This is a genomic window from Nocardia sp. NPDC003963, assembly GCF_053605105.1.
In genome coordinates, this window is the sequence record NZ_JBSGIP010000039.1 from 30,915 (window position 1) to 55,428 (window position 24,514).

General features: G+C 68.0%; 22 protein-coding genes. 8 read left to right on the plus strand and 14 right to left on the minus strand.

All coding sequences use genetic code 11. From position 1 onward, the window contains the following. Window positions 1–214 precede the first annotated feature (214 nt). The 9 genes from era to hemW form a co-directional block, all read right to left on the minus strand. Window positions 215–1,129: a GTPase Era gene (gene era / locus ACWEWT_RS31960; RefSeq protein WP_452564569.1), complete on the minus strand. Its 915-nt coding sequence runs from the start codon at window positions 1,127–1,129 to the stop codon at window positions 215–217. Continuing rightward, window positions 1,122–1,472: a cytidine deaminase gene (locus ACWEWT_RS31965; protein WP_452564570.1), complete on the minus strand. Its 351-nt coding sequence runs from the start codon at window positions 1,470–1,472 to the stop codon at window positions 1,122–1,124. Before ACWEWT_RS31965 ends, era begins: the two co-directional genes overlap by 8 nt. Beyond that, on the minus strand, window positions 1,465–2,787 hold the full coding sequence (locus ACWEWT_RS31970) for a hemolysin family protein (protein ID WP_452564589.1): 1,323 nt from the start codon (window positions 2,785–2,787) through the stop codon (window positions 1,465–1,467). The genes ACWEWT_RS31965 and ACWEWT_RS31970 overlap by 8 nt, the downstream gene beginning before the upstream one ends. A gap of 5 nt (window positions 2,788–2,792) precedes the next feature. Then, the gene (gene ybeY / locus ACWEWT_RS31975) at window positions 2,793–3,362 is read right to left on the minus strand and encodes an rRNA maturation RNase YbeY (RefSeq protein ID WP_452564571.1); all 570 of its coding nucleotides are present in this window, start codon (window positions 3,360–3,362) and stop codon (window positions 2,793–2,795) included. A gap of 45 nt (window positions 3,363–3,407) precedes the next feature. After that, window positions 3,408–4,418, minus strand: a complete 1,011-nt coding sequence (locus ACWEWT_RS31980) for a PhoH family protein (RefSeq protein ID WP_452564590.1) — start codon at window positions 4,416–4,418, stop codon at window positions 3,408–3,410. A 263-nt stretch (window positions 4,419–4,681) separates the two neighbouring features. Continuing rightward, complete coding sequence (locus ACWEWT_RS31985) at window positions 4,682–5,422, minus strand: 16S rRNA (uracil(1498)-N(3))-methyltransferase (protein ID WP_452564572.1); 741 nt, start codon at window positions 5,420–5,422, stop codon at window positions 4,682–4,684. Window positions 5,423–5,426: 4 nt separating this feature from the next. Continuing rightward, on the minus strand, window positions 5,427–6,584 hold the full coding sequence (gene dnaJ, locus ACWEWT_RS31990) for a molecular chaperone DnaJ (protein WP_452564573.1): 1,158 nt from the start codon (window positions 6,582–6,584) through the stop codon (window positions 5,427–5,429). 298 nt (window positions 6,585–6,882) lie between these two features. Next, window positions 6,883–7,914, minus strand: coding sequence for a heat-inducible transcriptional repressor HrcA (hrcA, locus tag ACWEWT_RS31995; protein ID WP_452564574.1), 1,032 nt, complete (start codon window positions 7,912–7,914; stop codon window positions 6,883–6,885). A 299-nt stretch (window positions 7,915–8,213) separates the two neighbouring features. Beyond that, a complete protein-coding gene (gene hemW, locus ACWEWT_RS32000) occupies window positions 8,214–9,422 on the minus strand; it encodes a radical SAM family heme chaperone HemW (protein ID WP_452564575.1) in 1,209 nt (402 codons plus the stop codon). 287 nt (window positions 9,423–9,709) lie between these two features. Between hemW and ACWEWT_RS32005 the strand changes: the two genes are divergently transcribed. From ACWEWT_RS32005 to ACWEWT_RS32030, 6 genes are all read left to right on the plus strand, one after another. After that, entirely contained in the window at window positions 9,710–9,802 is a 93-nt protein-coding gene (locus tag ACWEWT_RS32005) for an Ms4527A family Cys-rich leader peptide (RefSeq protein ID WP_357054283.1), read from the plus strand. Window positions 9,803–9,930: 128 nt separating this feature from the next. Further along, complete coding sequence (locus ACWEWT_RS32010) at window positions 9,931–11,664, plus strand: nitrite/sulfite reductase (RefSeq protein ID WP_452564576.1); 1,734 nt, start codon at window positions 9,931–9,933, stop codon at window positions 11,662–11,664. Between the two features lie 14 nt (window positions 11,665–11,678). Beyond that, window positions 11,679–12,425: a phosphoadenylyl-sulfate reductase gene (locus ACWEWT_RS32015; protein WP_452564591.1), complete on the plus strand. Its 747-nt coding sequence runs from the start codon at window positions 11,679–11,681 to the stop codon at window positions 12,423–12,425. Beyond that, window positions 12,404–13,354: a sulfate adenylyltransferase subunit CysD gene (gene cysD / locus ACWEWT_RS32020; protein WP_452564577.1), complete on the plus strand. Its 951-nt coding sequence runs from the start codon at window positions 12,404–12,406 to the stop codon at window positions 13,352–13,354. The genes ACWEWT_RS32015 and cysD overlap by 22 nt, the downstream gene beginning before the upstream one ends. A gap of 1 nt (window position 13,355) precedes the next feature. Then, entirely contained in the window at window positions 13,356–14,684 is a 1,329-nt protein-coding gene (locus tag ACWEWT_RS32025) for a sulfate adenylyltransferase subunit 1 (RefSeq protein ID WP_452564578.1), read from the plus strand. Next, window positions 14,684–15,433, plus strand: coding sequence for a sirohydrochlorin chelatase (locus ACWEWT_RS32030; protein ID WP_452564579.1), 750 nt, complete (start codon window positions 14,684–14,686; stop codon window positions 15,431–15,433). The genes ACWEWT_RS32025 and ACWEWT_RS32030 overlap by 1 nt, the downstream gene beginning before the upstream one ends. A 53-nt stretch (window positions 15,434–15,486) precedes the next feature. On the opposite strand, the gene ACWEWT_RS32035 is transcribed toward ACWEWT_RS32030, so the two are convergent. Both ACWEWT_RS32035 and ACWEWT_RS32040 read right to left on the minus strand, forming a co-directional pair. Then, window positions 15,487–16,284, minus strand: a complete 798-nt coding sequence (locus ACWEWT_RS32035; protein ID WP_452564580.1) for an HAD family hydrolase — start codon at window positions 16,282–16,284, stop codon at window positions 15,487–15,489. An 83-nt stretch (window positions 16,285–16,367) separates the two neighbouring features. Then, window positions 16,368–18,494 carry an Hsp70 family protein gene (locus ACWEWT_RS32040; protein WP_452564581.1) on the minus strand — a complete coding sequence of 709 codons (2,127 nt, stop codon included), beginning with the start codon at window positions 18,492–18,494 and terminating at the stop codon, window positions 16,368–16,370. Window positions 18,495–19,279: 785 nt separating this feature from the next. On the opposite strand from ACWEWT_RS32040, the gene ACWEWT_RS32045 reads away from it, so the two are divergent. After that, window positions 19,280–20,260 (plus strand): Lrp/AsnC family transcriptional regulator, encoded by a 981-nt coding sequence (locus ACWEWT_RS32045; protein WP_452564582.1) that lies wholly within the window; start codon window positions 19,280–19,282, stop codon window positions 20,258–20,260. A gap of 10 nt (window positions 20,261–20,270) precedes the next feature. On the opposite strand, the gene ACWEWT_RS32050 is transcribed toward ACWEWT_RS32045, so the two are convergent. Further along, window positions 20,271–20,666: a winged helix-turn-helix transcriptional regulator gene (locus tag ACWEWT_RS32050; protein ID WP_452564583.1), complete on the minus strand. Its 396-nt coding sequence runs from the start codon at window positions 20,664–20,666 to the stop codon at window positions 20,271–20,273. Window positions 20,667–20,729: 63 nt separating this feature from the next. Between ACWEWT_RS32050 and ACWEWT_RS32055 the strand changes: the two genes are divergently transcribed. After that, window positions 20,730–21,569 (plus strand): NAD(P)H-binding protein, encoded by an 840-nt coding sequence (locus ACWEWT_RS32055; RefSeq protein ID WP_452564584.1) that lies wholly within the window; start codon window positions 20,730–20,732, stop codon window positions 21,567–21,569. Between the two features lie 57 nt (window positions 21,570–21,626). Here ACWEWT_RS32055 and ACWEWT_RS32060 read toward each other — a convergent pair whose 3' ends face one another. Beyond that, on the minus strand, window positions 21,627–23,216 hold the full coding sequence (locus ACWEWT_RS32060) for an FAD-dependent oxidoreductase (protein ID WP_452564585.1): 1,590 nt from the start codon (window positions 23,214–23,216) through the stop codon (window positions 21,627–21,629). Between the two features lie 18 nt (window positions 23,217–23,234). Further along, the gene (locus ACWEWT_RS32065; protein WP_452564586.1) at window positions 23,235–24,248 is read right to left on the minus strand and encodes an AurF N-oxygenase family protein; all 1,014 of its coding nucleotides are present in this window, start codon (window positions 24,246–24,248) and stop codon (window positions 23,235–23,237) included. Window positions 24,249–24,514: the final 266 nt, after the last annotated feature.

The following is a 24,514-nucleotide window of genomic DNA, read 5'->3' on the forward strand; positions in this document are numbered from 1 at the left end:
GGTACCCCCGCTCGCGCTTGGTCCTGCCGACCCAAACCCGAGCCCGCATCCGGCACCGCATCGTGCCGTTACCGAATCGTCGGACGAAAACCGGTTTCGCCCCGGCCGATTCGGGTACGGGTCCGAAGCATATCGGTCTGGTCCAACCTCCGCCACCGGGAGGAAGCCAATCCTCAGCTAACTTTCAGTGTCCGGCGTGTGCTGCCGGACCCCCTCAGAACCCCAGTTTGCCGAGCTGTTTGGGATCGCGCTGCCAGTCCTTGGCGACCTTCACATGCAGATGCAGGTAGATCCGGCTGCCCAGGATGTGCTCGATCTGCTTGCGCGCATTGGTGCCGACCTCCTTCAGCCGGGCACCCCCCTTGCCGATGATGATCGCCTTCTGACTCGGCCGCTCCACATACAGCAGCGCGTGCACATCGAGCAGGTCCTCGTTCTCCTCGCGCGGCAGCACTTCCTCGATCACCACCGCCAGCGAATGCGGGAGTTCGTCGCGCACCCCCTCGAGCGCCGCCTCCCGGATGAGCTCGGCCATCAGGGTTTCCTCGGGCTCGTCGGTGAGCTCACCGTCCGGATAGAACGCCGGACCCGGCGGCATCCGGGAAGCGATCACATCGATCAGGACATCGACCTGTTCCCCCGCGGTGGCCGATACCGGCACCACATCGGCCTCCGGGCCGAGCAATTCGGAAACCGCCATCAGCTGGCGGGCGATCTGGTCCTTGCTCACCTTGTCGATCTTGGTGACCACCCCGAGCAGCGTGGTCTTCGGCGCCATCTGCCGCACCTGCTGCACGATCCACCGATCGCCCGGACCGATCTTCTCGTCCGCCGGGATGCACAGCGCGATCACATCGACCTCGGAATACGTATCGCGCACCAGATCGTTGAGCCGCTGACCGAGCAGGGTCCGGGGCCGGTGCAGACCGGGAGTGTCGACCAGGATCAGCTGGGTGTGCTCGCGGTGCACAATGCCGCGGATGGTGTGCCGGGTCGTCTGCGGACGCGAACTGGTGATCGCGATCTTCGCACCGACCAGTGCATTGGTCAGCGTCGATTTCCCGGTATTGGGCCGGCCGACGAAACAGACGAACCCGGAACGGAACTCACCCTCGGCGGGGTCAGGCATCGGTGGCCTCGTAACCCTCGGCGATATCGAACACCGCGCCCGACGCGTCGGCGAAGATGATCTTCGCGCCCGCGGACACCTCGCGGACCGCGGCCACCCCGGCATCGGCGAACTTCCCGCCGATCACCACCGCGGCCTCGAAAGCCTCCGCCCCACTGGAGATCGCGGCCGCCACGGCCGACTGCAGTGCGGTCAGCCGCAGCGCCTGCAACGCGACCTCTCCGGCGGCGTAGGTGCGGCCGTCGGTATCGCGGATCGCCGCGCCCGCCGACCCACCCGTACGACCGAGCGCGCCCCGGGCGAGTACCAGCAACTTGTTGTCCTCGGCATCCAGTTCACTCATCGCCTGCTCCCTCGTCGTGCCGGGTGGACGGGTGTTCCCGCTCCGATCCCGTGTCGGTTTCCGTATTCTGCTCGGGCGCCCGGCTCACCACCACGGTGTGTACCCGTACGCGCCCGCGCGCGTCGGCTCCGCCCTCGCCGCGCAACTCCAGACCGTGCGCGACCACCTCGGCACCCGGAAGCGGCACCCGGCCCAGCTCGTGCGCGAGCAACCCGCCGACGGTGTCGACTTCCTCTTCGTCGATGGGCAACCCGTACAGCTCCCCCAGATCGGCGATGGGCAACCGCGCCGACACCCGGTACCGCCCGGGTTCGATCTCCTCGATGGGTGGCGTCTCGTCGGTGTCGTATTCGTCGGCGATCTCCCCGACGATTTCCTCGAGTACATCCTCGATGGTCACCAGGCCGGCGATCCCGCCGTACTCGTCCACCAGCAGCGCCATATGGTTGCGCCGCCGCTGCATCTCGTCGAGCAGATCGTCGAGCGGTTTGGAATCGGGCATGAACACCGCGTCGCGCATGACCTCGCGCACCCGGACGCTGCGTCCACGATCGCCGTAGGGCACCAGATCCTTGAGGTAGACGACGCCGAGGATATCGTCGACGTTCTCCCCGATCACCGGGATCCGGGAATGCCCGCTGCGCACGGCCAGCGACATGGCCTGCGCCACGGATTTATCGGATTCGATCCACACCATCTCGGTACGCGGCACCATCACCGCACGGGCCGCCGTGTCACCCAGTTCGAATACCGACTGGATCATCCGGCGCTCGTCATCGGCGACGACACCGCGTTCCCTGGCCATATCGACCACTTCGCGCAGTTCGATCTCCGAGGCGAACGGGCCGTTACGGAAACCCTTACCCGGCGTGATCGCGTTACCGAGCAGGATCAGCAGGCGGCTCACCGGCCCCAGCAGGGCACCGATGAACTGCAGCGGCAGCCCCGCGGCGAGGGCGATCGTGTACGCGTGCTGCCGTCCCAGGGTGCGCGGGCCCACCCCGATCACCACATAGGAGACCAGCACCATCACCACCGCGGTCACCAGCAGCGCCCAGCCGCTGTCCATGAAACTGCTCAGCGCGGCGGCCAGCAGAACGGTCGCGGTGATCTCGCACAGGATGCGCAACAGCACCATGAGGTTGACGTACCGGGGCCGGTCGTCCACGATCCGGCCCAGCCGCACCGCACCCGGCCGATCACTGCGCGCCATATCGTCGAGCCGCGCCGGTGACAGTGTGTTCAAGGCCGAATCGACCGCGGCGAAGACACCACCCACGGCAGCGAGCAAAACGGCGACCAACAGCAGGGTCATCTCGTTCACGCGTGTGCGTCACCCGGCCAGGAGCGATCGCCCTCCGGTGCCGCGAAACCGGTTTTGCCCAGCAGACGGGCATCACGGGCAGCCAGTTCGGCTCGCCGCTGCTCCTCCCGCAGCTCCTCGTACCACTGTTCGAGCAACCGGCCCTGCAAAGCGAACATCTCTTTTTCCTCGGCCGGTTCCGCATGGTCGTAACCGAGCAGATGCAACACCCCGTGCACCGTGAGCAGGGCGAGTTCGTGATCGAGCGAATGACCGGCCTTGGCCGCCTGATCCAATGCGAATTCCGGGCACAGCACGATATCGCCCAGCATCGACGGCCCCGGTTCGGGACTGTCCGGCCGGCCGCCGGGTTCGAGCTCGTCCATCGGAAAGGACATCACATCGGTGGGGCCGGGCAGGTCCATCCAGCGCATATGCAGATCGGCCATGGTGTCGAGATCCACCAGCACCATGGACAGTTCGGCGGCCGGGTGCACATCCATCCGGTCGATCACGAACCGGGCGACACCCACCAGGTCTTCTTCGGGCACTTCCATGCCCGACTCGTTGGCGATCTCGATACTCACCTGGTCAGCCTAATGGGTGGCGCCGAGCAGAGCCCAACAGCACTCTCAGCGCCGCGTCGTCCGCCCCGCCGCCCGCCGCTGCGCCCGGTTCCCCGCCATATGCGGCGGCCCGACCGGCGGACGGGTCTCGGCCTCGAACTTCTCGTAGGCGTCGACGATATCGGAGACCAACCGGTGCCGCACCACATCGCTGCTGGTGAGCTGGGAGAAATGGATATCCTCGATATCGGTGAGGATCTCCGAGGCCGCACGCAACCCCGACCGCGCGCCGTGCGGCAGGTCCACCTGGGTGACATCGCCGGTCACCACGATCTTCGATCCGAACCCGAGCCTGGTCAGGAACATCTTCATCTGCTCGGCCGTGGTGTTCTGCGCCTCGTCGAGAATGATGAACGAATCATTCAGGGTACGGCCACGCATATATGCCAGGGGCGCGACCTCGATAACCCCCGCCGCCATCAGCTTGGGAATGGCCTCGGGGTCCATCATGTCGTGCAGCGCGTCGTAGAGCGGGCGCAGATACGGGTCGATCTTCTCGTTGAGGGTGCCGGGCAGGAAGCCCAGCCGCTCCCCCGCCTCGACCGCGGGACGGGTGAGAATGATCCGGTTGACCTGCTTGGTCTGCAGCGCCTGTACCGCCTTGGCCATGGCGAGGTAGGTCTTTCCGGTACCGGCCGGACCGATCCCGAAGACGATCGTGCTCTCGTCGATCGCGTCGACATAGCGCTTCTGGTTGAGCGTTTTCGGGCGGATCGTCTTACCCCGGCGGGACAGAATATCCAGGCTCAGCACCTCCGCCGGAGCCTCCGAACTCCCCTCGGTGAGCATCGAGACCGTATGGCGAACCGCCTCGGGAGTGATCACCCGGTTGCGACCGGTCAGCGCGGCCAGCTGCTCGACGACCCGCTCGGCCAGTGCCACATCGCCCGCCGGACCGGTGAGGGTGACCAGATTGCCACGCACATGGATATCCGCGGCGAGCAGATCTTCCAGTTCGCGGAGGTTCGCGTCGGCGGAACCCAGAAAGGGGAAAACCGATTCGGGAGCGAGCTCGATACTCGAACGGACGGTGCGTGCCGCGGACTCCGGGCCCCCGACCCCGGCCGCAGAGGAGTTCTGATCGCCGCTATCGCCTTGTGATCGCACGTAGTCGCTATGGCCTGCTTTCCGGTCTCGGAGCTGCGGTGATGCGTCGCTGGTGGAACTGGGTGCGAATGCTCTCGCTGCCCAGAGTCTAGCTCCCGGCCCCGACAGGTCCCAGTGGAATTACGCCCGGCCACCGCATCGCGCACCGGTCGTACCGGGCGTTCACCCGCCGGTCACCACCGGGGAGTGAGTACTCCCAGCGCGCCCAGGGCCACGGCGGCGGCGGTGGAGGTACGCAACACGGTGGGTCCCAGGCGGACCACTTCGGCACCGGCCGCGGCCAGTGCGGTCAACTCCGCGTCGTCGAGGCCACCCTCCGGGCCGACGATCAGGGTGACCGCCGCGGCGGACCGCCAGGCCAGCCCGGTGAAGCTCGCCGTACCGGATTCGTGCAGGGCCGCCACCACCGCGCCCTGGGCCGTCGCCGCCCGGACCGCGGCCACCACCTCCGGTGTGCGTTGCAGGGCGGTGACCTCGGGAATGTAGGCGCGGCGCGACTGCCGGGCAGCGGCCCTGGCCGCCGACCGCCATTTGGTCACACCCTTATCCGCTTTGGCCTCCCAGTTCGAGACACAGCGGGCCGCCTGCCACGGCACGATCACATCTGCCCCGGCCTCGGTCATCAGCTCGACCGCCAGCTCCGAACGCTCCGATTTGGGCAGTGCCTGGACCACGGTGACCGCCGGCGACGCCGATTCGGCCCGCTGCCGGTCACGAACCAGCAGGTCGAGCTGATTCTTCTGCGCGGCAACGACTTCGGTCTCCGCCACCACACCACGGCCGTCGGAGAGCGTGACGGCCTCGCCGACCCGGATCCGGCGCACGGTGGCCGCGTGCCGCCCCTCGGCGCCGTCCAGCACCGCCACGACCCCCGGCTCCGGGATCTCGTCGAGGTAGAAGACCGTAGCGGCCACCGGGTCAGCGTCCGCTGAAGGAAGCGCGCAACCGGGCGAACAGACCACTGTTGTGCTCGGACTGCGCCGACATCACCTCGGCCTTGTCCTTCACCCGCAGGCCCTTGTACTTGCGCAGCAGATCGGTCTGCTTACTGTCCAGCCGGGAGGGCACGACGATATCCAGATGCGCCATCAGATCGCCGCGGGCGCTGGAGCGCAGCCGGGGCATACCGTGCCCGCGCAGCACCGAGATCTCCCCGGGCTGGGTACCGGGGCCGATGCTGAGTTCGGTCGGGCCGTCCATGATGGTGTCGATCACCACGGTGGTGCCCAGTGCCGCGTCCACCATCGGGACCCGGACCGTGCAGTGCAGATCGTCGCCGTCGCGCACGAACACGTCGTGGGGTTGTTCCACGATCTCCACGTAGAGGTCGCCGGCATGCCCGCCACCGGGGCCCACTTCGCCCTGAGCGGCCAGGCGCACCCGCATACCGTTGGCCACACCGGCCGGAATCGGCGCCGCGATCTCCCGCCGCGCCCGCACCCGGCCGTCCCCACCGCATTTGTGACAGGGGTCCGGGATGGTCTCACCGGCTCCACGGCAGGTCGGGCAGGGACGTGAGGTCAGGACCTGACCGAGGAACGACCGCTGCACCGACTGGACCTCACCGGCGCCGCCGCAGGTCTCGCAGCGCACCGGGCTGGAGTTGCCGTTGGTGCCCGCGCCCTGGCACAGATCACACAGGATCGCGGTATCGACGGTCAGATGTTTGGTCACCCCCACCGCGCACTCCGCCAGGCTCAGCCGGGTCCGCACCAGCGAATCCGCGCCCGGCTGGACGCGGCCACGCGGTTTGCGGCCGGCACCGCCGCCGCCACCGTTCATTCCGCCGAAGAATGCCTCGAACACATCGCCGAGGCCACCGAACCCGGCGCCGCTGAAACCGCCCGCGCCGCCACCGCCGTCCAGCGGGTCACCGCCCATATCGACGATGCGGCGCTTCTCCGGATCCGAGAGCACCTCGTACGCCGCGGAGACCTCTTTGAACCGGGTCTGCGCCGCTTCGTCCGGGTTCACATCGGGATGCAGTTCGCGAGCCAGCTTGCGATAGGCGCGTTTGAGCTCTTGGTCGGAGGCGTCCCTGCCCACACCGAGCAATCCGTAGTAGTCGCGTGCCACTTGAGTTCTCTTAGTCCTTGGTCGCTGTCCACGGCTCCGGCTCGCACGGCCGGCCGCGTGGCTCCTGATGGGTGAGCCGCCCGCCCGTGAGGTTAGTCTGGTCGACTCAACTTTATATCGGCGGAGAACACGAGCCTAACAGCGAGCTGTCCATGGCCCTTTTCCCGGCGGTGCCGGGCCCGGGACCTGCGACATGTGCCGGCCGACGCGAATTCACCGCGGACGCAGGTCCGGACGGGGGTTCTGCCCGGCCAGGTGTCCCCGGCCACGAGGACTCGGCGCCCCGCGCCATGAAGACTCAGCGCTCCGCCAGCACTTCGCCGATGTACCGCGCCACCGCGGCGACCGAGGCGATGGTGCCCGGGTAGTCCATCCGGGTGGGCCCGAGGACACCCATACCGCCGAGGACGGCGCCCGCGGCGCCGTAGCCGGTGGTGACGACGGAGGTCCCGCGCATTTCCTCGACCTGGGTCTCTTCGCCGATCCGCACCGTCACCATCCCCGGCTGCTGGGCCGCGGCCAGCAGTTTCAGGACCACGACCTGTTCTTCCAGCGCCTCCAGCACGGTGCGCAGCGACCCGTGGATACCGAAATCTCCGGCATTGCGCGTGAGATTGGCGGTGCCGCCGAGGACAAGACGTTCCTCGGGATGTTCGACCAGCGTCTCGACCATGACCGTCGACACTTTGATCAGGACGTCGCGCAGTTTGAGCGGGGCCTGTTCGGGCAGTTCGGCGACCGCCGCGGAGGCGGCGGCGAGGCGTTTACCGTCCATGGCGGCGCCCAGCATGCCGCGCAGCGCGGCCAGATCGTCGTCGTCGACGACGGTGCCCAGTTCGACGATGCGCTGGTCCACCCGGCCGGTATCGGTGATCACCACCAGCAGCAACCGCGCGGGGTTGAGCGCGACCACCTCGAGATGGCGCACGGTGGACGCGGAAACCGTCGGGTACTGGACGACCGCGACCTGACGGGTCAGCTGGGCGAGCAGGCGGACACCGCGGCGCAGGACGTCGTCGAGGTCGACTCCCGATTCGAGGAACTGCATGATCGCTTTGCGTTCGGCCACGGACAGCGGTTTCACCTCGGCGATCCGGTCCACGAACTGGCGATAGCCCTTGTCGGTGGGAATACGGCCGGAGCTGGTGTGCGGCTGGGCGATGTAGCCCTCGGCTTCCAGCACCGCCATATCGTTTCGTACCGTCGCGCTGGAAACACCCAGGTTGTGCCGTTCCACCAGGGTTTTCGAACCGATGGGTTCCTTGGTGGAGACATAGTCGGCGACAATCGCTCGCAGGACCTCGAACCGCCGATCCTCGGTGCTCGACATCGACCCCACCTCCTAGCTTTACCGCGCGTCGATGTGGTCGTCCGGCGCACCGCGTCCTGTGAATCCGGCGCACGTACCACCGGGTCCGTTACCCAGTGTAATTGCGCCCGGCGAATTCACCCGGTGCCCGTCGTAGCGCGCATGTCAGCGTCGGATCCGCACGATCAAGATACACAGCGGGGCGGAAACGCTCCCGGTGGATCTGTCCACGCGATTCCGTGCGGCGCGCAGGCGACGAATTCCGCTGCGGACAGCAACAACTGATGCCCTGCCGGACCGGGGTCCGCACGATCCGACGATCAGCCGACCAGATCCCGGACCACACCGTCGGCCAGCAAGCGCCCGCGATCGGTGAGGATCAACCGATCGCCGGTGAGCGTCACCAGTCCGGCGGCGGCGATCCGGCGCGCCGCGGCCGTTCCTTCCGGATCGAGGTCGGTCAGCGGGAGACCCGTGCGCAGACGCAGCGCGAGCATGACGCGCTCGAGATAGCGGTCGGCGGCGGTGAGGTCTTCCCAATCGGCGGCCGGTAGCCCGCCGTGGCCGACGCGGTCGGCGTAGCGGGCGGGATGTTTCACATTCCACCAGCGCACTCCCCCGAGATGGCTGTGCGCGCCCGGTCCGGCGCCGAGCCAGTCACCGCCGTCCCAGTAGCCGAGGTTGTGCCGGCAGCGGGCGGCGTCACCGGCCGCCCAGTTCGACACCTCGTACCAGGTCAGGCCCGCGGCCTCGAGCCGCGAGTCGATCCGTTCGTAGCGGGCGGCGAGCACATCGTCGTCGGGGGCGGGTAGTTCACCACGCCGCACCCGGCGGGCCAGTGCGGTGCCGTCCTCGACGATGAGCGAATACGCCGAGACGTGGTCGACACCCGCGTCGAGTACCGCGCCCAGGCTCGCGTCCAGATCGCTCTCGCGTTCGCCCGGAGTTCCGTAGATGAGGTCGAGATTCACATGGTCGAATCCGGCCGCGCGCGCCTCCCGGGCGGCCGCAACGGCCCGGCCGGGCGTATGGGTGCGGTCCAGCACGGCCAGCACGTGCGGGGCCGCCGATTGCATACCGAGCGAGATACGGGTGAATCCGGCCGCGCGGATCGTGTCGAAGAATTCCGGTGAGGTCGATTCGGGGTTCGATTCGGTGGTGATCTCGGCGTCCGGGGCCAGCTCGAATTCGGCGCGGATCGCGTCGAGCACCTCCGCGAGACCTGCGCCGCCGAGCAGGGAGGGGGTTCCGCCGCCGACGAAGACCGTCGCCACCGGCGGTGTCGCGGTGGGCAGCGCGGCGAACTCCCGGGCGGCGGTCGCCAGTTCCCCGCGCAGCGCCGCGGCCCATGATTGCGTCGAGGCCGAGGTGCCGAGTTCACCGGCGGTGTAGGTGTTGAAATCGCAGTATCCGCAGCGGGTCGCGCAGAACGGTACGTGGATGTAGATGCCGAAGGGGCCGCCACCGAAATCGCGCAGCACCGGAGCGGCGGCGTCGGTGTGCGATGCGGTGGTGGCGGCGGGACTCACTCCTCCAGTGTGACCGTGGGTGGATCAGCCTTCGACGATCGGGGTGTTCTGGTTCGCGGTGAGCACCCAGCGGCCGTCCTCTTCGGTCATAACAGAGCGTGCAACCTCGACCGGACTTCAGGTCAACACCGGAGGCCGTGACTCGGCCGGCCCGCGGATACCCCCGCCGATGAAAATATGACAGGCGTCACAAATAGACCCGGCAAACCAGGGAATTTCCCGCTTGTTCGCGGGAAATACTGGTAGGGCGGTCGGAACGCACGGATCGGCATGGCACAATGGGTCGCATGCGCGCATCAGGAGTACGACTTGTGGCACGGCGCCACGTCGATTACAAGCGCGTCTGCAGCGCCTGTTGTCTGCCCGGTTCCGCCCGGTAGCTCAGCTGCGCCCCTTCCCGGATTCCCGGTGATTCCGATTCGGATTTCGGCCCGCTGACACCGCGGGTGCGAGTCAGCCCCTCGCGCCCTCAGCACGGACGTAAGCCCAACCCAGCAGGAGCGACTTCATGACGTCGAGCACCGACGCCACCACCCCCGCGAAGGCCGAGGCCCCCGCCGCCCGGCCCACGCGCGCCCGCACCGGCAAACCGGTACGCCGCCGCGCCGAGGGCCAATGGGCGCTCGGCTACCGCGAACCGCTGAACCCGAACGAACAGTCCAAGAAGGACGACAATCCGCTCAACGTCCGGTCGCGGATCGAGAACATCTATTCCAAGAACGGTTTCGACAGTATCGACAAGGGCGATCTGCGCGGCCGTTTCCGCTGGTGGGGTCTGTACACCCAGCGCGAACAGGGATACGACGGCACCTGGACCGGTGACGAGAACATCGATCTGCTCGAAGCGAAGTACTTCATGATGCGGATCCGCTGCGACGGCGGCGCCCTGAATGTCGCGCAGCTGCGCACGCTGGGCGGTATCTCCACCGAATTCGCCCGCGATACCGCCGACCTCTCCGACCGCGAGAACGTCCAGTACCACTGGATCGAGATCGAGAACGTTCCCGAGATCTGGCGGCGGATCGAATCGGTCGGCCTGCAGACCACCGAGGCCTGCGGCGACTGCCCGCGCGTGGTGCTCGGTTCCCCACTGGCCGGGGAATCGCTCGACGAGGTCCTCGACCCCACGCCCGCGATCGACGAGATCGTGCGCCGCTATATCGGTAAGAAGGAGTACTCCAACCTGCCGCGCAAGTTCAAGACCGCGATCTCGGGCCAGCAGGATGTGGTGCACGAGATCAACGATGTCGCGTTCATCGGTGTCGAGCATCCCGAGCACGGTCCCGGCCTGGACCTCTGGGTCGGCGGCGGACTGTCCACCAACCCGATGCTGGCCCAGCGGGTCGGCGCCTGGGTACCGCTGGACGAGGTGCCCGAGGTCTGGGAAGCGGTGGTGAGCCTCTTCCGTGACTACGGCTACCGCCGCCTGCGCACCAAGGCGCGGCTGAAGTTCCTGATCAAGGACTGGGGTATCGAGAAGTTCCGCGAGGTTCTCGAGGAAAAGTATCTGAAGCGCAAGCTGATCGACGGCCCGGCACCCGAGCAGCCGAGCCGCCCGATCGACCATGTCGGTGTACAGAAGCTGCGCAACGGTCTGAACGCCGTCGGCTTCTCCCCCATCGCCGGCCGCGTCTCGGGCAGCATCCTGACGAAGGTTTCCGACGCGGTCGAGCGGGCCGGATCGGATCGGATCCGGTTCACGCCCTATCAGAAACTGATCGTGCTCGATATCGCCGACGACAAGGTCGAGCAGCTCATCGCCGAACTGGAACCCCTGGGCCTGCACGCGCGGCCGTCGGTCTGGCGGCGCAACCTGCTGGCGTGCAGCGGGATCGAATTCTGCAAACTGTCCTTCGTCGAGACCCGCAAACGCTCCCAGGTGCTGGCACCGGAGCTGGAACAGCGGTTGGCCGATATCAACGCCGAACTCGACGTGCCGATCACCGTCAATATCAACGGCTGCCCCAACTCCTGTGGCCGGTCGCAGATCGCCGATATCGGCTTCAAGGGCCAGCTCGTCGACGACGGCGACGGGAATCAGGTCGAGGGCTTCCAGGTTCATCTGGGTGGCAGCCTCGGCCTCGACAGCGCCTTCGGACGCAAACTGCGTCAGCACAAAGTGACAAGCGCCGAACTCGGTGACTACATCGAGCGCGTGGTCCGCAATTTCGTCAAACACCGCGAAGGGGGCGAACGGTTCGCGCAGTGGGCCGTCCGCGCCGAGGAAGCCGATCTGCGATGAAACCCGCGAGCGTGGTGACGGGAGAACCCACTGTGACAACCGAGCAGAAACAGCTGCCGACCAAACTGAGCACCGAGGAACTGAAGGCACTCGCCGAGCGCGGCGCCGCCGAACTCGGCCCGGACGCCTCGGCCGAGGAGCTGCTGCGCTGGACCGACGAGAACTTCGGCACCGGCTATATCGTCGCGTCGAATATGCAGGACGGGGTGCTGGTCCAGCTGGCCGCCCAGGTCCGGCCCGGCGTGGACGTGCTGTTCCTCGATACCGGCTACCACTTCGCCGAGACCATCGGTACCCGCGATGCGGTGGAAGCGGTGTACGGGGTGAACGTCGTCAACGCCCGCCCGGAGCAAACGGTGGACCAGCAGGATGCGCTGCTGGGCAAGGATCTGTTCGCCCGGGACGCGAACGAATGCTGCCGCCTGCGCAAAGTGGTGCCGCTGACGAATTCGCTCGCGCCCTACAACGCGTGGGTCACCGGAATCCGGCGGGTCGAGGCTCCCACCCGCGCGAACGCGCCGCTCATCTCGTTCGACGAGGGCTTCGGGCTGGTGAAGATCAACCCGATCGCACCCTGGTCCGACGACGAGATGCAGGACTACATCGAAAAGCATTCGATTCTCGTCAATCCCCTGGTGGAGGAGGGATATCCGTCCATCGGCTGCGCTCCGTGCACACGGAAACCGGAGCCGGGATCCGATCCGCGAAGCGGCCGCTGGGCCGGCCTCGCCAAGACCGAATGTGGGTTGCACGCCTCATGACCGACGTATTCACCACCGAACGCTCCGTCGGACTCTCGGATTTCGACACCCTGGCCGCGCTGGAATCGGAAGCCATCCATATCTTCCGCGAGGTCGCGGGCGAATTCGAACGCCCGGTGATCCTGTTCTCCGGCGGTAAGGACTCCACGGTCCTGCTGCATCTGGCGTTGAAGGCCTTCTGGCCGGCACCGCTGCCGTTCGCGCTGCTGCACGTGGACACCGGGCACAACCTGCCCGAGGTCCTGGAGTTCCGCGATCACGTGGTCGAGAAGTACGGCCTGCGGCTGCATGTGGCCGGCGTCGAGGACTACCTCGCCGACGGCCGCCTCACCGAACGCCCGGACGGTATCCGCAACCCGCTGCAGACCGTCCCGCTGCTGGACGCCATCACCGAGCACCGCTTCGACGCGGTGTTCGGTGGCGGCCGCCGCGACGAGGAACGCTCCCGGGCCAAGGAGCGGATCTTCTCGCTGCGCAACGCCTTCGGCCAGTGGGATCCCAAGCGGCAGCGGCCCGAACTGTGGAACCTGTACAACGGCCGGCACGCGCCGGGCGAACACGTCCGGGTGTTCCCGCTGTCCAACTGGACCGAACTCGATATCTGGCGCTACATCGCGCGCGAGAACGTGGAACTTGCCACCATCTACTACGCGCACCAGCGTCCGGTGTACCAGCGCGACGGCATGTGGATGACGCCCGGTAGCTGGGGTGGCCCGAACGACGGCGAGGTCCTGGAAACCCGTTCGGTGCGGTACCGCACCGTCGGCGACGGTTCCACCACCGGCGCCATCCTGTCCGACGCCGCCGACAACGCGGCCATCCTGGCCGAGGTCGCCGCCTCCCGGCTGACCGAACGCGGCGCGACCCGTGGCGACGACCGGGTCTCCGAAGCCGCCATGGAAGACCGCAAACGAGAGGGTTACTTCTGATATGTCCGACCTACTGAGGCTGGCCACCGCCGGTTCTGTCGACGACGGTAAGTCCACCCTGGTCGGACGTCTGCTCTACGACACCAAATCCGTACTCGCCGACCAGATCGACGCCGTGACCCGGGCTTCGGTGGACAAGGGGCTGTCCACCCCCGATCTGTCGCTGCTGGTGGACGGTCTGCGGGCCGAACGCGAGCAGGGCATCACCATCGATGTCGCCTACCGGTACTTCGCGACCCCGCAGCGTTCGTTCGTCCTGGCCGATACCCCGGGGCATGTGCAGTACACCCGCAACACCGTCTCCGGTGCCTCCACCGCCCAACTGGTGATCCTGCTGGTGGACGCGCGCAAGGGCGTGATCGAGCAGACCCGCCGCCATGCCGCGGTGCTGGCGCTGCTGGGGGTACCGAAGCTGGTGCTGGCGGTGAACAAGATCGACCTGATCGGTGGCGACGAGCCGAGCGAACAGGCGCAGCAGGCCGCGGCCGCCAAGGTCTTCGCGGAGATCTCGGCGGAGTTCTCGCATCTCACCCGGACGCTCGGCTGGCCGGACGAGGATGTGCTGGAGATCCCGGTCTCGGCGCTGAACGGCGACAATATCGCCACCCGCTCCGACCGGACCCCGTACTACAGCGGCCCGTCGCTCATCGAACATCTCGAATCGGTGCCGGTGGACGCGGACAACTCCGGCGAGCACGCGGTGGGCCTGCGGTTTCCGGTGCAGTACGTGATCCGGCCGCGGACACCGGAGTATCCGGACTACCGCGGCTACGCGGGCCGGATCGCGGCGGGGTCGGTGGCACCCGGTGACGAGGTGGTGGTGTTGCCGTCCGGTATCCGCACCACGGTCGAACGGATCGATACGCCCGACGGCGAACTGGCCGTCGCCCAGGCCGGCCGCAGTGTGACGCTGGTACTGGCCGACGAGGTCGACATCTCGCGCGGTGACACCATCGCCTCCCCCGCCGACGCACCGGAACCGCTCGACACCTTCGACGCCACCGTCTGCTGGCTCGGCGACAAACCGCTGCGCCCCGGCGCCCGGTTACTGCTCAAGCACGGGACCCGCACCACGCAGGCGATCGTCGGCGCACTCACCGAGCGATTCGACGAACAACGCCTGGCGGCCGATCCGAATCCGGAAACGCTGTCGCTCAACGATATCGGCCGTATCTCGGTACGGGTCGCCGAACCGATCGCGGCCGACGACTACCGGGCCAACCGGCACACCGGCAGTTTCCTGCTCATCGACCCGGCGGGTGGGAACACGCTGGCGGCGGGCCTGGTCGGCGATGTGCTCACGGCGGTCGAGGTCGGAACCGAGGCCTGATGCCCGGTAGTCCCACACTGGTGGCGGTGGCACACGGCAGCCGGGACCCCCGGTCGGCCGCCACCGCCGCCGCACTGCTGGACCGGGTCCGGGCGGCACGTCCGGACACCCCGGCCCGCCTGGCCTTCCTCGATCTGAACGCACCGGCGGTCGGACAGGTCCTCGATTCGCTCGCCGCGGGCGGTGAAACCCGTGCGGTGGTGGTCCCGCTGCTGCTGGGTAGCGCGTTCCATGCCCGGGTGGATCTGCCCGCGCTGCTGGCCGGTGCCGGCGACCGCCACCCGCGGCTGCGGCTCACCCAGGCCGAGGTCTTCGGGGCCGACCCGCGACTGATCGAGGTACTGCACGAGCGGGTGCGGACGGCTAGCACCGAACGCGGCTGGCACACCGCACCCGAGCGGCTCGGTATCGCGCTGGCCGCGGTCGGGTCGTCCGCGGCCGCCGCCAACCGGCAGACCGCCCGGCTGGCGCGCCGGTTCGCGGCCCGCACCGGTATCCCCACCGAAATATGCTTCGCCACCGCGGAACCCACGCTCGGCCTGGCGACGGCACGCCTGCGGGCCCGTGGTGCCGACCGCGTACTGGTCGCGCCCTGGTTCCTGGCGCCGGGTCTGCTCACCGACCGGCTACGCGACCAGGACCCGCTGCTACCGCATGCCGCGGTACTCGGCCCGGACCCGGCCCTGGCCGCGATCGTCTGGGACCGCTACGACGCCGCGCTCGCGCGGACACTGCCGTTGTCGGCCTGAGCCGCACCACCGCCCGGGGCACGTTCACCGTCGCCGGTTCGGGCCCCCGGAACTCAGAACCAGCGTTCCAGTACCGACGCCACACCGTCGGCGGCGACATCGTCGGTGACCTCGTCGACGAGAGCGTGTAGTTCGACCGGTGCGTTTGCCATCGCCACCGAATGCCCTGCCCAGGCGAACATCTCGCGGTCGTTGAAACCGTCGCCGATGGCCAGGGTGGCCTCGCGCGGGATATCGAGCAGGCGACGCAGATGCTCCAGCGCCCATCCCTTGGAGATACCGTGCCGGGAAATGGTCAGCCAGGGCCCGAATTCACCGTAGACCCAACTGATCTCCGGCAGCGCCAGACCCTCCAGCAATCTGTGCATCTCCTCCGGCGCGCCCTCGGGCCACCAGCAGTTGAGACGCGGTGTCGGTTCACTGCCCAGCGTGAGATCGTCGACCACCAGGTATTCGCCCCCGGCGTAGTACTCCCCGGGACTCATACCGGTCGCCCAGAATCCCCGGCCGACCCGCTCGGCCGTGAAGATCATGTCCGGGAACAATCGCCGCAGCGCGGTCACGGCGGGCGCGGGGTCGAAATGGTGCACCGCCACCGGGACCGCCTGCTCGATATCGATGTGCACCGCGCCGTTGGAGCAGATCGCATGGCCCTGTACGAGGCCGAGTTCGTCGAGCACCGGACGGGTGGAGACCACGGTCCGTCCGGTACTCACCACGACATGCGCACCGGCCCCGGCCGCCGCGCGCACGGTGGCGGCGACCCGGTCGCTCACCGGCGCGCCGGTCTTCAGCAGTGTTCCGTCCACATCGAGTGCGATCAGCCGCGGCGGGTCCCCGTCCGTGTCCACCTCACCGATTGTGCCGTGTGCTGCCATCGGATCGCACCGCATTATGCGGAAAAGCTCGTCTCGTCACCGCGTATCCCGGCGCTTCAGCGGTCCGACCCGCCGCGCGACGAGCCACCCCGCGAGGACCCGCCCCGCGACGAGCCACCGTCACCGGACCGGGAGCCACCGGAATCCGAACTCCGGGAATGCGCACCACCGGAGGAGTCGGAACCGCTCGCGGCGGAGCCACCCGAGTCCGAATCGCCGCGGAAACCACCGGCACCCGAAGGCCGGCCGCCGAACCCACCGAACCCGCCCGGACCACCCGAGCCGCCCGGAGCCGAGGAATCGGACCTGCCGCCGGAGGGCTTCCCGCCCGAACCGCTGTCGTCTCCGGAGTCGGCACCACTGTCACCGCTCCCGAAGCCGCCCGAATCACCGGCGCCGAAGCCACCCGGCCCGCCGTATCCCGCTCCGGGGGTGCCGGCACCCGGTGCAGACCATCCGCCACCGGAACCATCGCTCTCGTCCGTACCGCCGATCCCCGGCGGGGACCAGCCGCCACCGGACTCGTCACCCGCGTCCGGCTCGCCCACGCCCGGCGGAGACCAACCGGACCCGTCGCCCTCGTCCGCCCCGCCGGCACCCGGCGCAGACCACCCACCACCGGAGCCGTCACCCGCACCGGGTACTCCGATATCCGGCAGACCGGATCCCGGCGACCATCCACCGGGGCTGCTTCCCGGATCCTCGTCTCCGCCCGGCTGCCCGCCCGGCCCTTCCACCACCGGCGGAAGGCCTGGCCCGGGGCCGCCGCCCGGCGCCTCGGCCCCCGGACCGGTGGGTTCGCCGGGATTCGCGCCACCGGTGTCGGGGCGGCCCCCGCCGGGATGTCCGAACGGTATCGGGGGATCGAATCGTGCCGGGCGCTCGTGCCGCGGCCCGGGAGCGGGGTGTTCGTCGAACGGGGCGTGGTGTGTCCCGGGCCTGTTCGCGGCCGGGTGATCGTCATCCGACCGGGACGGAGCCGGCGATGGTGCGGGCATCGGCGGGCCGTACGGTCGCGTCGCCGCTGCCGGAGTGATGAGCGACGGGGTACCCAGCGGCGCGTAGGACACCGTCCAGCCGCTGCGACCGGACCGTTCGACCTGCGCCTCCCCGTGGATTTCGTACAGAACCGCGCCCGGACTCTGCAGCGGTGGCCGATCCTCCGGCAGTTCGGTATCCGCCGGACCGGTGCCCAGGATCGTGGCCGCGGACATCGCCACCGCGGAGAAGAGGGCAGCGCCGGAGAAGATCGGCGGGTGCTTGATCCCGGAGGATCCCACTGGCGTCACGCTCTCCGCGGCCATCGCGGCAGCGCCGAGCGCGACGCACTGTCCGGAGTCGGCGGCCACGGTCACCGGCAGGCCGAGTTCGGTGAGGGTTTCGGCGATCTGCGGTGGCCGCGCCGCACCGCCGACCACCAGCACCCGTCCGATATCGGAGAGCCCGACCCCGGCCGAACGTACCGCTGCCCGTACCACTTCCAGGGAATCGCGCACATGTTCGCGCCGCAGCCCCTCGGGATCGACGAACGATACGAGCGATACCGCGCCGGTCTGTGGTTCGGCCGGCCCGATCGCCCGGTCGCCCGCGCAGCGCGCGATCAGGGCGCCCAGGGGCCGGGCGCCGAATTCGTAGGAACGCACCGGTTTCCCGACCACCGGATGGTTCGGCCAGTCCGGACCGGTGCGGACCACCGATACATCGAGACTGTTCCCACCCAGGTCGTAGACGAGGACGAACCCGCTGTCGAGTGGGCCGTGTTCGGTATCGAGCCAGTGCGCGGCCGCCACCGGTTCCGGTACCAGCTGGACGTGACCGACACCGGCGAGGTCCAGACTCTGCCGGAGCAGATCCAGTTGTTTGGCGGTGTAGCCGGCGGGGTGGGTGACGACCACCCCGGTCGCCTGTTCCGCGGCCACCAGTCCCTGCACCACCGAGGCGAAGATGGTGGCCGGCGACCAGATCCGCCCGTCCACATACACCGATTCCGGGTTGCGCCCGAGATCGGCGAATTCGTTGACGGTCGTGGAGAATCGGGTGATCCCGCCCAGTCTGGCGGTCCCCCCGCTGTCGAATCCGACGGCGGTCCGCCGTGTCCGTACCACCGGTCGCGCGTCCTGCGCCCCGACTCGCGCCGAGACCACGTTCACCGTGCCGATGCTGATACCCAGCCCAGAAGTCAATTTGCTATCCCGTCAACGCACCGAGACCACGTCCTTGTGAAAGAGCCATGGGCGCGGTCGTTTTCCAAACAGCGTCCACAGGTTAGCTGCAACAGGTCCTCGAAATCGAATAATCGGCAATGAAAGTTACTGTTACAGAACGAATCCCCGGTCGAACCCATGGAAACAAACCGTCGGCTCGTTACGTAGAATCATCATAAATCGCCTCTGAACAGCTCTTATGTCGCAACAATGAGAGTACGGCGGAGCGTCCCCACCCCCGCCCACAGGTAAGCCCCGATGACATGATTTTCCCGATAGAACCGCGACTACCAGTCGGTAACCGATCAATAGCCAACGAATCTCCCGCGTTCACCGCAAACAGTGTCCACCGGTCCGGCGCAATGCGCCGCCGGCCGAAAGCTGCGCAGTAGCCGGGTAAGTACCGATGGAGCCTCGTACCGACCGGCCGCCACGGCACCGTCGCCGGCGGGGATCCGGATTCGACCGGATTCCGCGCGGACGCCCCTGTCGTGCAGGTCCGAGCGCGCAGTCGCCGTTGTCGGGCGGCGGTGACGGTCGTCCACGCCGGGTACGAGCCAGCGATCCCGGCTCCCCGAACCGCACCCGCCGGGTCTCGCCACCGCGTACCGTCTCGAACCGAGCACCGCCCGGCCGATTCGACCACGCGCCAGGAGTTTTCGCGCTCGGTTCGCCGCCCGACAGCAGCGCGTAGCGATCCACGATCGCGGCGTACTCGGAAACGGCGGCCCCACCAGCACCGAGTACCGTCCTATCCTGAGCCGGTGGATTCGGTCACGCTCGACACTCTCGACCGGTGTTTGCTGCACGCCTTGCAGATCGACGGCCGCATACCGTTCAGCCGGATCGCCGCCGTCCTGGATGTCTCGGACCGGACCGTAGCCCGCCGATTCACCCGGCTCCGGGCGGCCGGCGCGGTGCGCGTCAGCGCCGTCCCGCACAGTCACCTCGGAGCCGACACCTCGTGGCTGGTGCGCCTCCGGGTCCGGCCCCGGGCCGCCGCGGCCGTCGCGCGCACGTTGGCGGCCCGTCCCGACACCGCCTGGGTCACCGAATTGTCCGGCGGCACCGAGATCGCCTGCCTGTTCCGGGTTTCCGGTGCGGGCACGGTACCGACGGCGCTGCTCGACGGTCACCCCGATGTCGTCGAGGTGACCGCGCAGCGAGTGCTGCGCCATCTGATGGACCACCGCTGGCGCGGGCGCACCTCCGCACTCACCGAGGAACAACTCGCCGGATTAGATCCGGGCGATCCGGCGGCACCCGATTCTATTCGGCTCACCGACCTGGACCGGCGGCTCTTCCGCACGCTGGCGGCCGACGGCCGGGCTGCCTACGCGGATCTGGCCCGGCACGTGGACTGGTCGGAATCCGCGGTACGTCGGCGTCTGGCCGAATTGCGGGATGCCGGCATGCTGCGATTCGACGTCGAAGTGGAGCCCGCGCTGTTCGGCTTCGCCATCCAGTGCGTGCTGTGGCTGTCGGTCGCCCCGGGACTACTGGCCACGGTGGCCGCGAGCCTGGCCACGGATACCGAAACGGCCTATCTGGGCGCGACCACCGGCAGGCACAATCTGCTCGTCGTGACGATCTGCCGGGATGCCGGCGCCCTGTACAGCTACCTCACCGAGCGGATCGGGGCGCTGCCCGGTATCGAGCTGGTCGAGACCGCGCCGATCACGGCGTACGCCAAACGTTTCGCTCCGGTCCGGCCGAGTCGGCCGGACCGGCCGGCACCGCGCTGATCGGAAGCGGTCAGCTCGCGCGGTCGTAGCGTCGCTGGGCGGAAACGACATCGCTCGTGTGCAGCCGGATCCAGTCCAGGAACCGCTGCAACGATTCGGTGAGACTCCGGCCGAGATCGGTGAGCTCGTAACCGACCCGGACCGGTGTGGTCGGCTCCACCGAGCGCGAGACGAGCCCGTCACGCACCAGCGTGCGCAGCGTCTGCGACAGCATCTTCTCGCTGATCCCGCCGATCGCCGCATGCAGTTCGGAGAACCGGAGCGCACCGGGTACGAGCGCTGTCAGGATCAGCACTCCCCAGCGGCTGGTGATGTGGTCGAGCACCTCTCGTGCGGGGCAGTCGCTGTTGAATGCGTCACTCGTCAAGGGCCACTCGGCCTTACGGTCCTGCGAACCTACTCCCATATCAGAAGCTTACCCAAAGGTATGCTCTTACTCTCAGTAAGCTCCACGCTCTACGCTTCCCCCATGGTCACAGTTGTTTTCGGAGCCAGAGGCAAGGTAGGCCGCCACGTCGCGGCCGGACTGATCGCGCAGGGCGGCCGGGTCCGCGTGACCGGCCGGGATCCCGATCCGGCGGATTTCCCGACCGGCGCACAGGTCATCGCGGCCGATCTGGCACGTCCCGAAACATTGTCCGCCGCACTCGAGGACGCCGAACGCGTATTCCTCTACGCCGTACCCGACGGGATCGACGAATTCGTGGCCGCGGCCGAGACCGCCGGAGTCCGGCACGTGGTCCTGCTGTCGTCCGGGGCCGTCCTGCCGGACGAAGCCCAACAGAATTCGGTCGGCCGGATGCACCGCGTTGTCGAAACCGCCATCGAGAAGTCCGGTCTGGACTGGACGTTCATCCGGCCCGGTATGTTCGCCACGAACGCACTGTGGTGGTGGCGGCGGTCGATTCGCGACGAAGGCCGCGTCCGCATGCCGTATCCCGAAGCGCGCACGGCGCCCGTCCACGAACGAGATCTGGCGGCACTGGCCGTGGCCGCGCTGACCGAACCGGTCCATGCGCATCGTGCCTACTCGGTATGGGGCCCCGAGGCCCTCACCCTGCGGCAACAGGTACAGCATATCGGGGCCGCCGTGGGCCGGGAGATCGCCGTCGAGATGATCTCCGTCGAACAGGCACGCGCGGAACTGCGCGAAACCGTGCCCGCGATCGGCGTCGAAGCGGTGCTGGCCGGATGGCAGGCCGGAACAGCCGGTACACCGGCGACATCGACCGTCGTCGAGGAGGTCACCGGGAATCCGGCACGCACATTCGCGCAGTGGGCGGTGGACCACGCGGACGACTTCCGGTGACCCGGCCGGTCGCGGAATTCCGGGACGCGGAACCGAACCGTAGGGCCGGGGATGCGCTCAGGCGCGGCTGAAGAATCCCCGGCGTGATCTCGCGGGCCGCAGTACCGCTCCCGCCGCGCGCGCTTCCGGTCGCCGAGAGCGCAGCAGCCGGTCGAACGCCTCGGCGCTTCCGGCGGGTTCGGGAAGGCGGCCGGCATTGAAATCGTCGGCCAACTGCTGCACCGTCTCCTGAGCGCAGGACTTGTTGGTGCCGATGAAACCCGTGGGTCCGCGCTTGATCCAGCCGGTGACATAGGTGCCCGGGAACACTGCCCCGGCCGGATTCTCCAGCACCCGCCCACCCTGGTTCGGGATGACGCCGCGCTGTTCGTCGAACGGCAGACCCGGCATCGGCACACCCCGGTACCCCACCGAGGTGAGCACGAGTCCGGTCTCCAGCAGGTCCAGATCGCCGGTGCCGACCGCGCGCGCCCGACCGTCCGCACCGGTCACCAGTTCGGTGCGCTCCACCTCGATACCGGTGACGGCGTCGGGGCCGAGGATTCGACTCGGCGCACTCTGATAGCGGAATACTATGCGCCGCTGCCGGCCCGTCGGCCGCTCGGCGATCCCGCGCAGCAGATCCAATTTGCGTTCGACCTGATAGGGCAGGCCCTCCGCGGGCGCGGGCAGTTCACCGTCCACGACGATATCCACATCGGCACCCAGCAGTCCGACGAACTCCGGGACGGTGAACGCCGACTCGGCCGGTCCGCGCCGCCCGAGCACCACGACCTCTTCCACACTGCTGTGCCGCAGCGCCTCGAGCGCGACCGGTGAGATATCGGTACCGGCCAGCTGTTGGGGATCGCTGGTCAGGATGCGCGCCACATCGAGCGCGACATTGCCGTTGCCGACGATCACGACCCGGCGCCGGGACAGATCGAAATCATGATGCTGATGGTCGGGGTGACCGTTGTACCAGGCCACGAAATCAGTGGCCGAGACATTTCCGGCCAGACCTTCGCCCGGGATACCGAGTTTGCGGTCCGTCGACGCGCCGACCGCGTAGACGACGGCGTGATGGTAGGCGAGCAGTTCCTCGTGCGAGATGTGCTTACCCACCTCGACGTCGAAGTACGAGCCGAAACCCGGCTGCGCGGACATCGTGTCGAAGAGGTCGGCCACCTGACGGGTTTTCGCGTGGTCCGGCGCCACACCGTAGCGGGCCAGTCCGTACGGGACCGGCAGCCGGTCGAAAACGGTGACCCGGACGTCGGGCTGGGTGAGCAGTTCGTCCGCGGCGTACATGGCCGACGGCCCGGAACCGACCACCGCCACCCGCAGCGGTCCACGACCGGCGGTATCGATCGCGGCGGCGGGTACCGGCGGCGCCAGTAGCGGACGCGGTCGCGACTGGCGATAGAAATCGGCGTTGATCTCGATGAACGGCTGCTGCTCGGCGGTCAGTTTCTTCGAGGAGGTGATGGCGTCCACCGGGCAGGCCGAGGCGCAGGCGCCACAGTCCACGCAGGCGGCCGGGTCGACATACAGCATCTCGGCGGTCCGGAAGTCGGGTTCGTCCGGAGTCGGATGGATGCAATTGACCGGGCAGGCGTACACGCACGAGGCGTCGCTACAGCACGACTGGGTGACGACGTAGGGCATGGAGGTGCTACCCGCCGCTCAGGCGGCTTTGCCGGTGACGGCACGCAGCGGCTCGGACCGGTACCGGGTGGTGTGCCCGTCGATACCCAGCGCCTTCCAGACCCGCTTGGCGACCGGGTTCATCAGGCCGATCTCCGTGGCCAGCGCGCGGACATCGGCGAAATAGTCGCTGAAGGTCTGCTTGGCGTCGTCGGAACCGTGGAACAGTTCCTTGCGCACACTCTTGGGGATATCGAATTCGTCGAAGAACGCCTTGGGCGGGGTCACGATGGCACGACCGAGGATCCACATGACGATCGGCATGGCCACCGACAGCACGAACTTGTTGCGGGCCGAGGACTCCGGGACATGCTTCTTCAGGAATTCGTGGGCGAAGGAGATGTGCCGGGCCTCTTCGGCCACGTGGATGGCCATCACGCCGCGCATGATGGGATGGACTTCCTCGCCCGAACGCAGCACATCCTTCTGGATGTGGTCGATCGGCTCCTCGCCGCCGAGCACGGCCATGAAGAACAGGTTCGGGAAAGCCACGGCGACCGGTACCGCGATATGCCGGAACTGGCGTACCAGCGGACCCATCCCGGGAACGTCGACGCCGATCCGGTTGACCATCTCCTGGAACATCAGGGTGTGGTTGTGCTCCTCGATCATCTCGTGGGAGCAGTACCGGAACTCGGGGTCACCGTTGGGTAGGCCGAAGATGTGCTGCATCATGCCGCTGATCAGGATGGCCTCGAACTGCAGGCCCACCTTGGCGACATTGGCCTGCCGGTACTTGCCGAGGGCGATCTTCTGTTCGTGCGTCAGCGCCTGATACCAGGGGTGGCGGCCGACGGTATCCCCGGATTTCGGCAGGATCCACCGCTCGGGCCGGGTATCGGCGGCGAAGTCGGGGTTATCCCAGTCGATATCGGTGAACGGATCGAAATTCCGATTGACGGAGCCCTCCGACAGCAGCAACAGCTTCTCCGCGTATTCCTGAGCCTGCGCGACCAGTTGGTCGTCGGAGACCGTGGTGGCTGAAGACGTCATCGTCACTGCCTCTCGTCGAAAATCGGGCTTAACTGTTTCCCATAGTTACAGCTACAGCGGGGTACGTCAACAGGACTGTCCGGGGTGGGCGGGTCACAGGAGGGATATGGGGTGTATCACTCCAGCTCAGTGGGGTATGGCGGCGTCGGCCGCGACGGTGCTGTGTTTTTGGCGCGCTGGCGCGCGCGGGGGTTGAGGCCCCCTGGTGTCCCGCCGTTCAGGCCTCGAGACTCGCGCTTCGCGCCTTCAGATCGGAATATCACAAC

Coding starts and splice junctions, on each gene's coding strand:
- ACWEWT_RS32005 (WP_357054283.1), top strand. CDS start 9,710: ATGCGCGCATCAGGAGTACGACTTGTGGCACGGCGCCACGTCGATTAC.
- ACWEWT_RS32010 (WP_452564576.1), top strand. CDS start 9,931: ATGACGTCGAGCACCGACGCCACCACCCCCGCGAAGGCCGAGGCCCCC.
- era (WP_452564569.1), bottom strand. CDS start 1,129: ATGCCTGACCCCGCCGAGGGTGAGTTCCGTTCCGGGTTCGTCTGTTTC.
- ACWEWT_RS32060 (WP_452564585.1), bottom strand. CDS start 23,216: ATGCCCTACGTCGTCACCCAGTCGTGCTGTAGCGACGCCTCGTGCGTG.
- ACWEWT_RS31965 (WP_452564570.1), bottom strand. CDS start 1,472: ATGAGTGAACTGGATGCCGAGGACAACAAGTTGCTGGTACTCGCCCGG.
- cysD (WP_452564577.1), top strand. CDS start 12,404: ATGTGGGTTGCACGCCTCATGACCGACGTATTCACCACCGAACGCTCC.
- ACWEWT_RS32030 (WP_452564579.1), top strand. CDS start 14,684: ATGCCCGGTAGTCCCACACTGGTGGCGGTGGCACACGGCAGCCGGGAC.
- ACWEWT_RS32025 (WP_452564578.1), top strand. CDS start 13,356: ATGTCCGACCTACTGAGGCTGGCCACCGCCGGTTCTGTCGACGACGGT.
- ACWEWT_RS31970 (WP_452564589.1), bottom strand. CDS start 2,787: ATGACCCTGCTGTTGGTCGCCGTTTTGCTCGCTGCCGTGGGTGGTGTC.
- ACWEWT_RS32055 (WP_452564584.1), top strand. CDS start 20,730: ATGGTCACAGTTGTTTTCGGAGCCAGAGGCAAGGTAGGCCGCCACGTC.
- hrcA (WP_452564574.1), bottom strand. CDS start 7,914: ATGTCGAGCACCGAGGATCGGCGGTTCGAGGTCCTGCGAGCGATTGTC.
- ACWEWT_RS32050 (WP_452564583.1), bottom strand. CDS start 20,666: ATGGGAGTAGGTTCGCAGGACCGTAAGGCCGAGTGGCCCTTGACGAGT.
- ACWEWT_RS32065 (WP_452564586.1), bottom strand. CDS start 24,248: ATGACGTCTTCAGCCACCACGGTCTCCGACGACCAACTGGTCGCGCAG.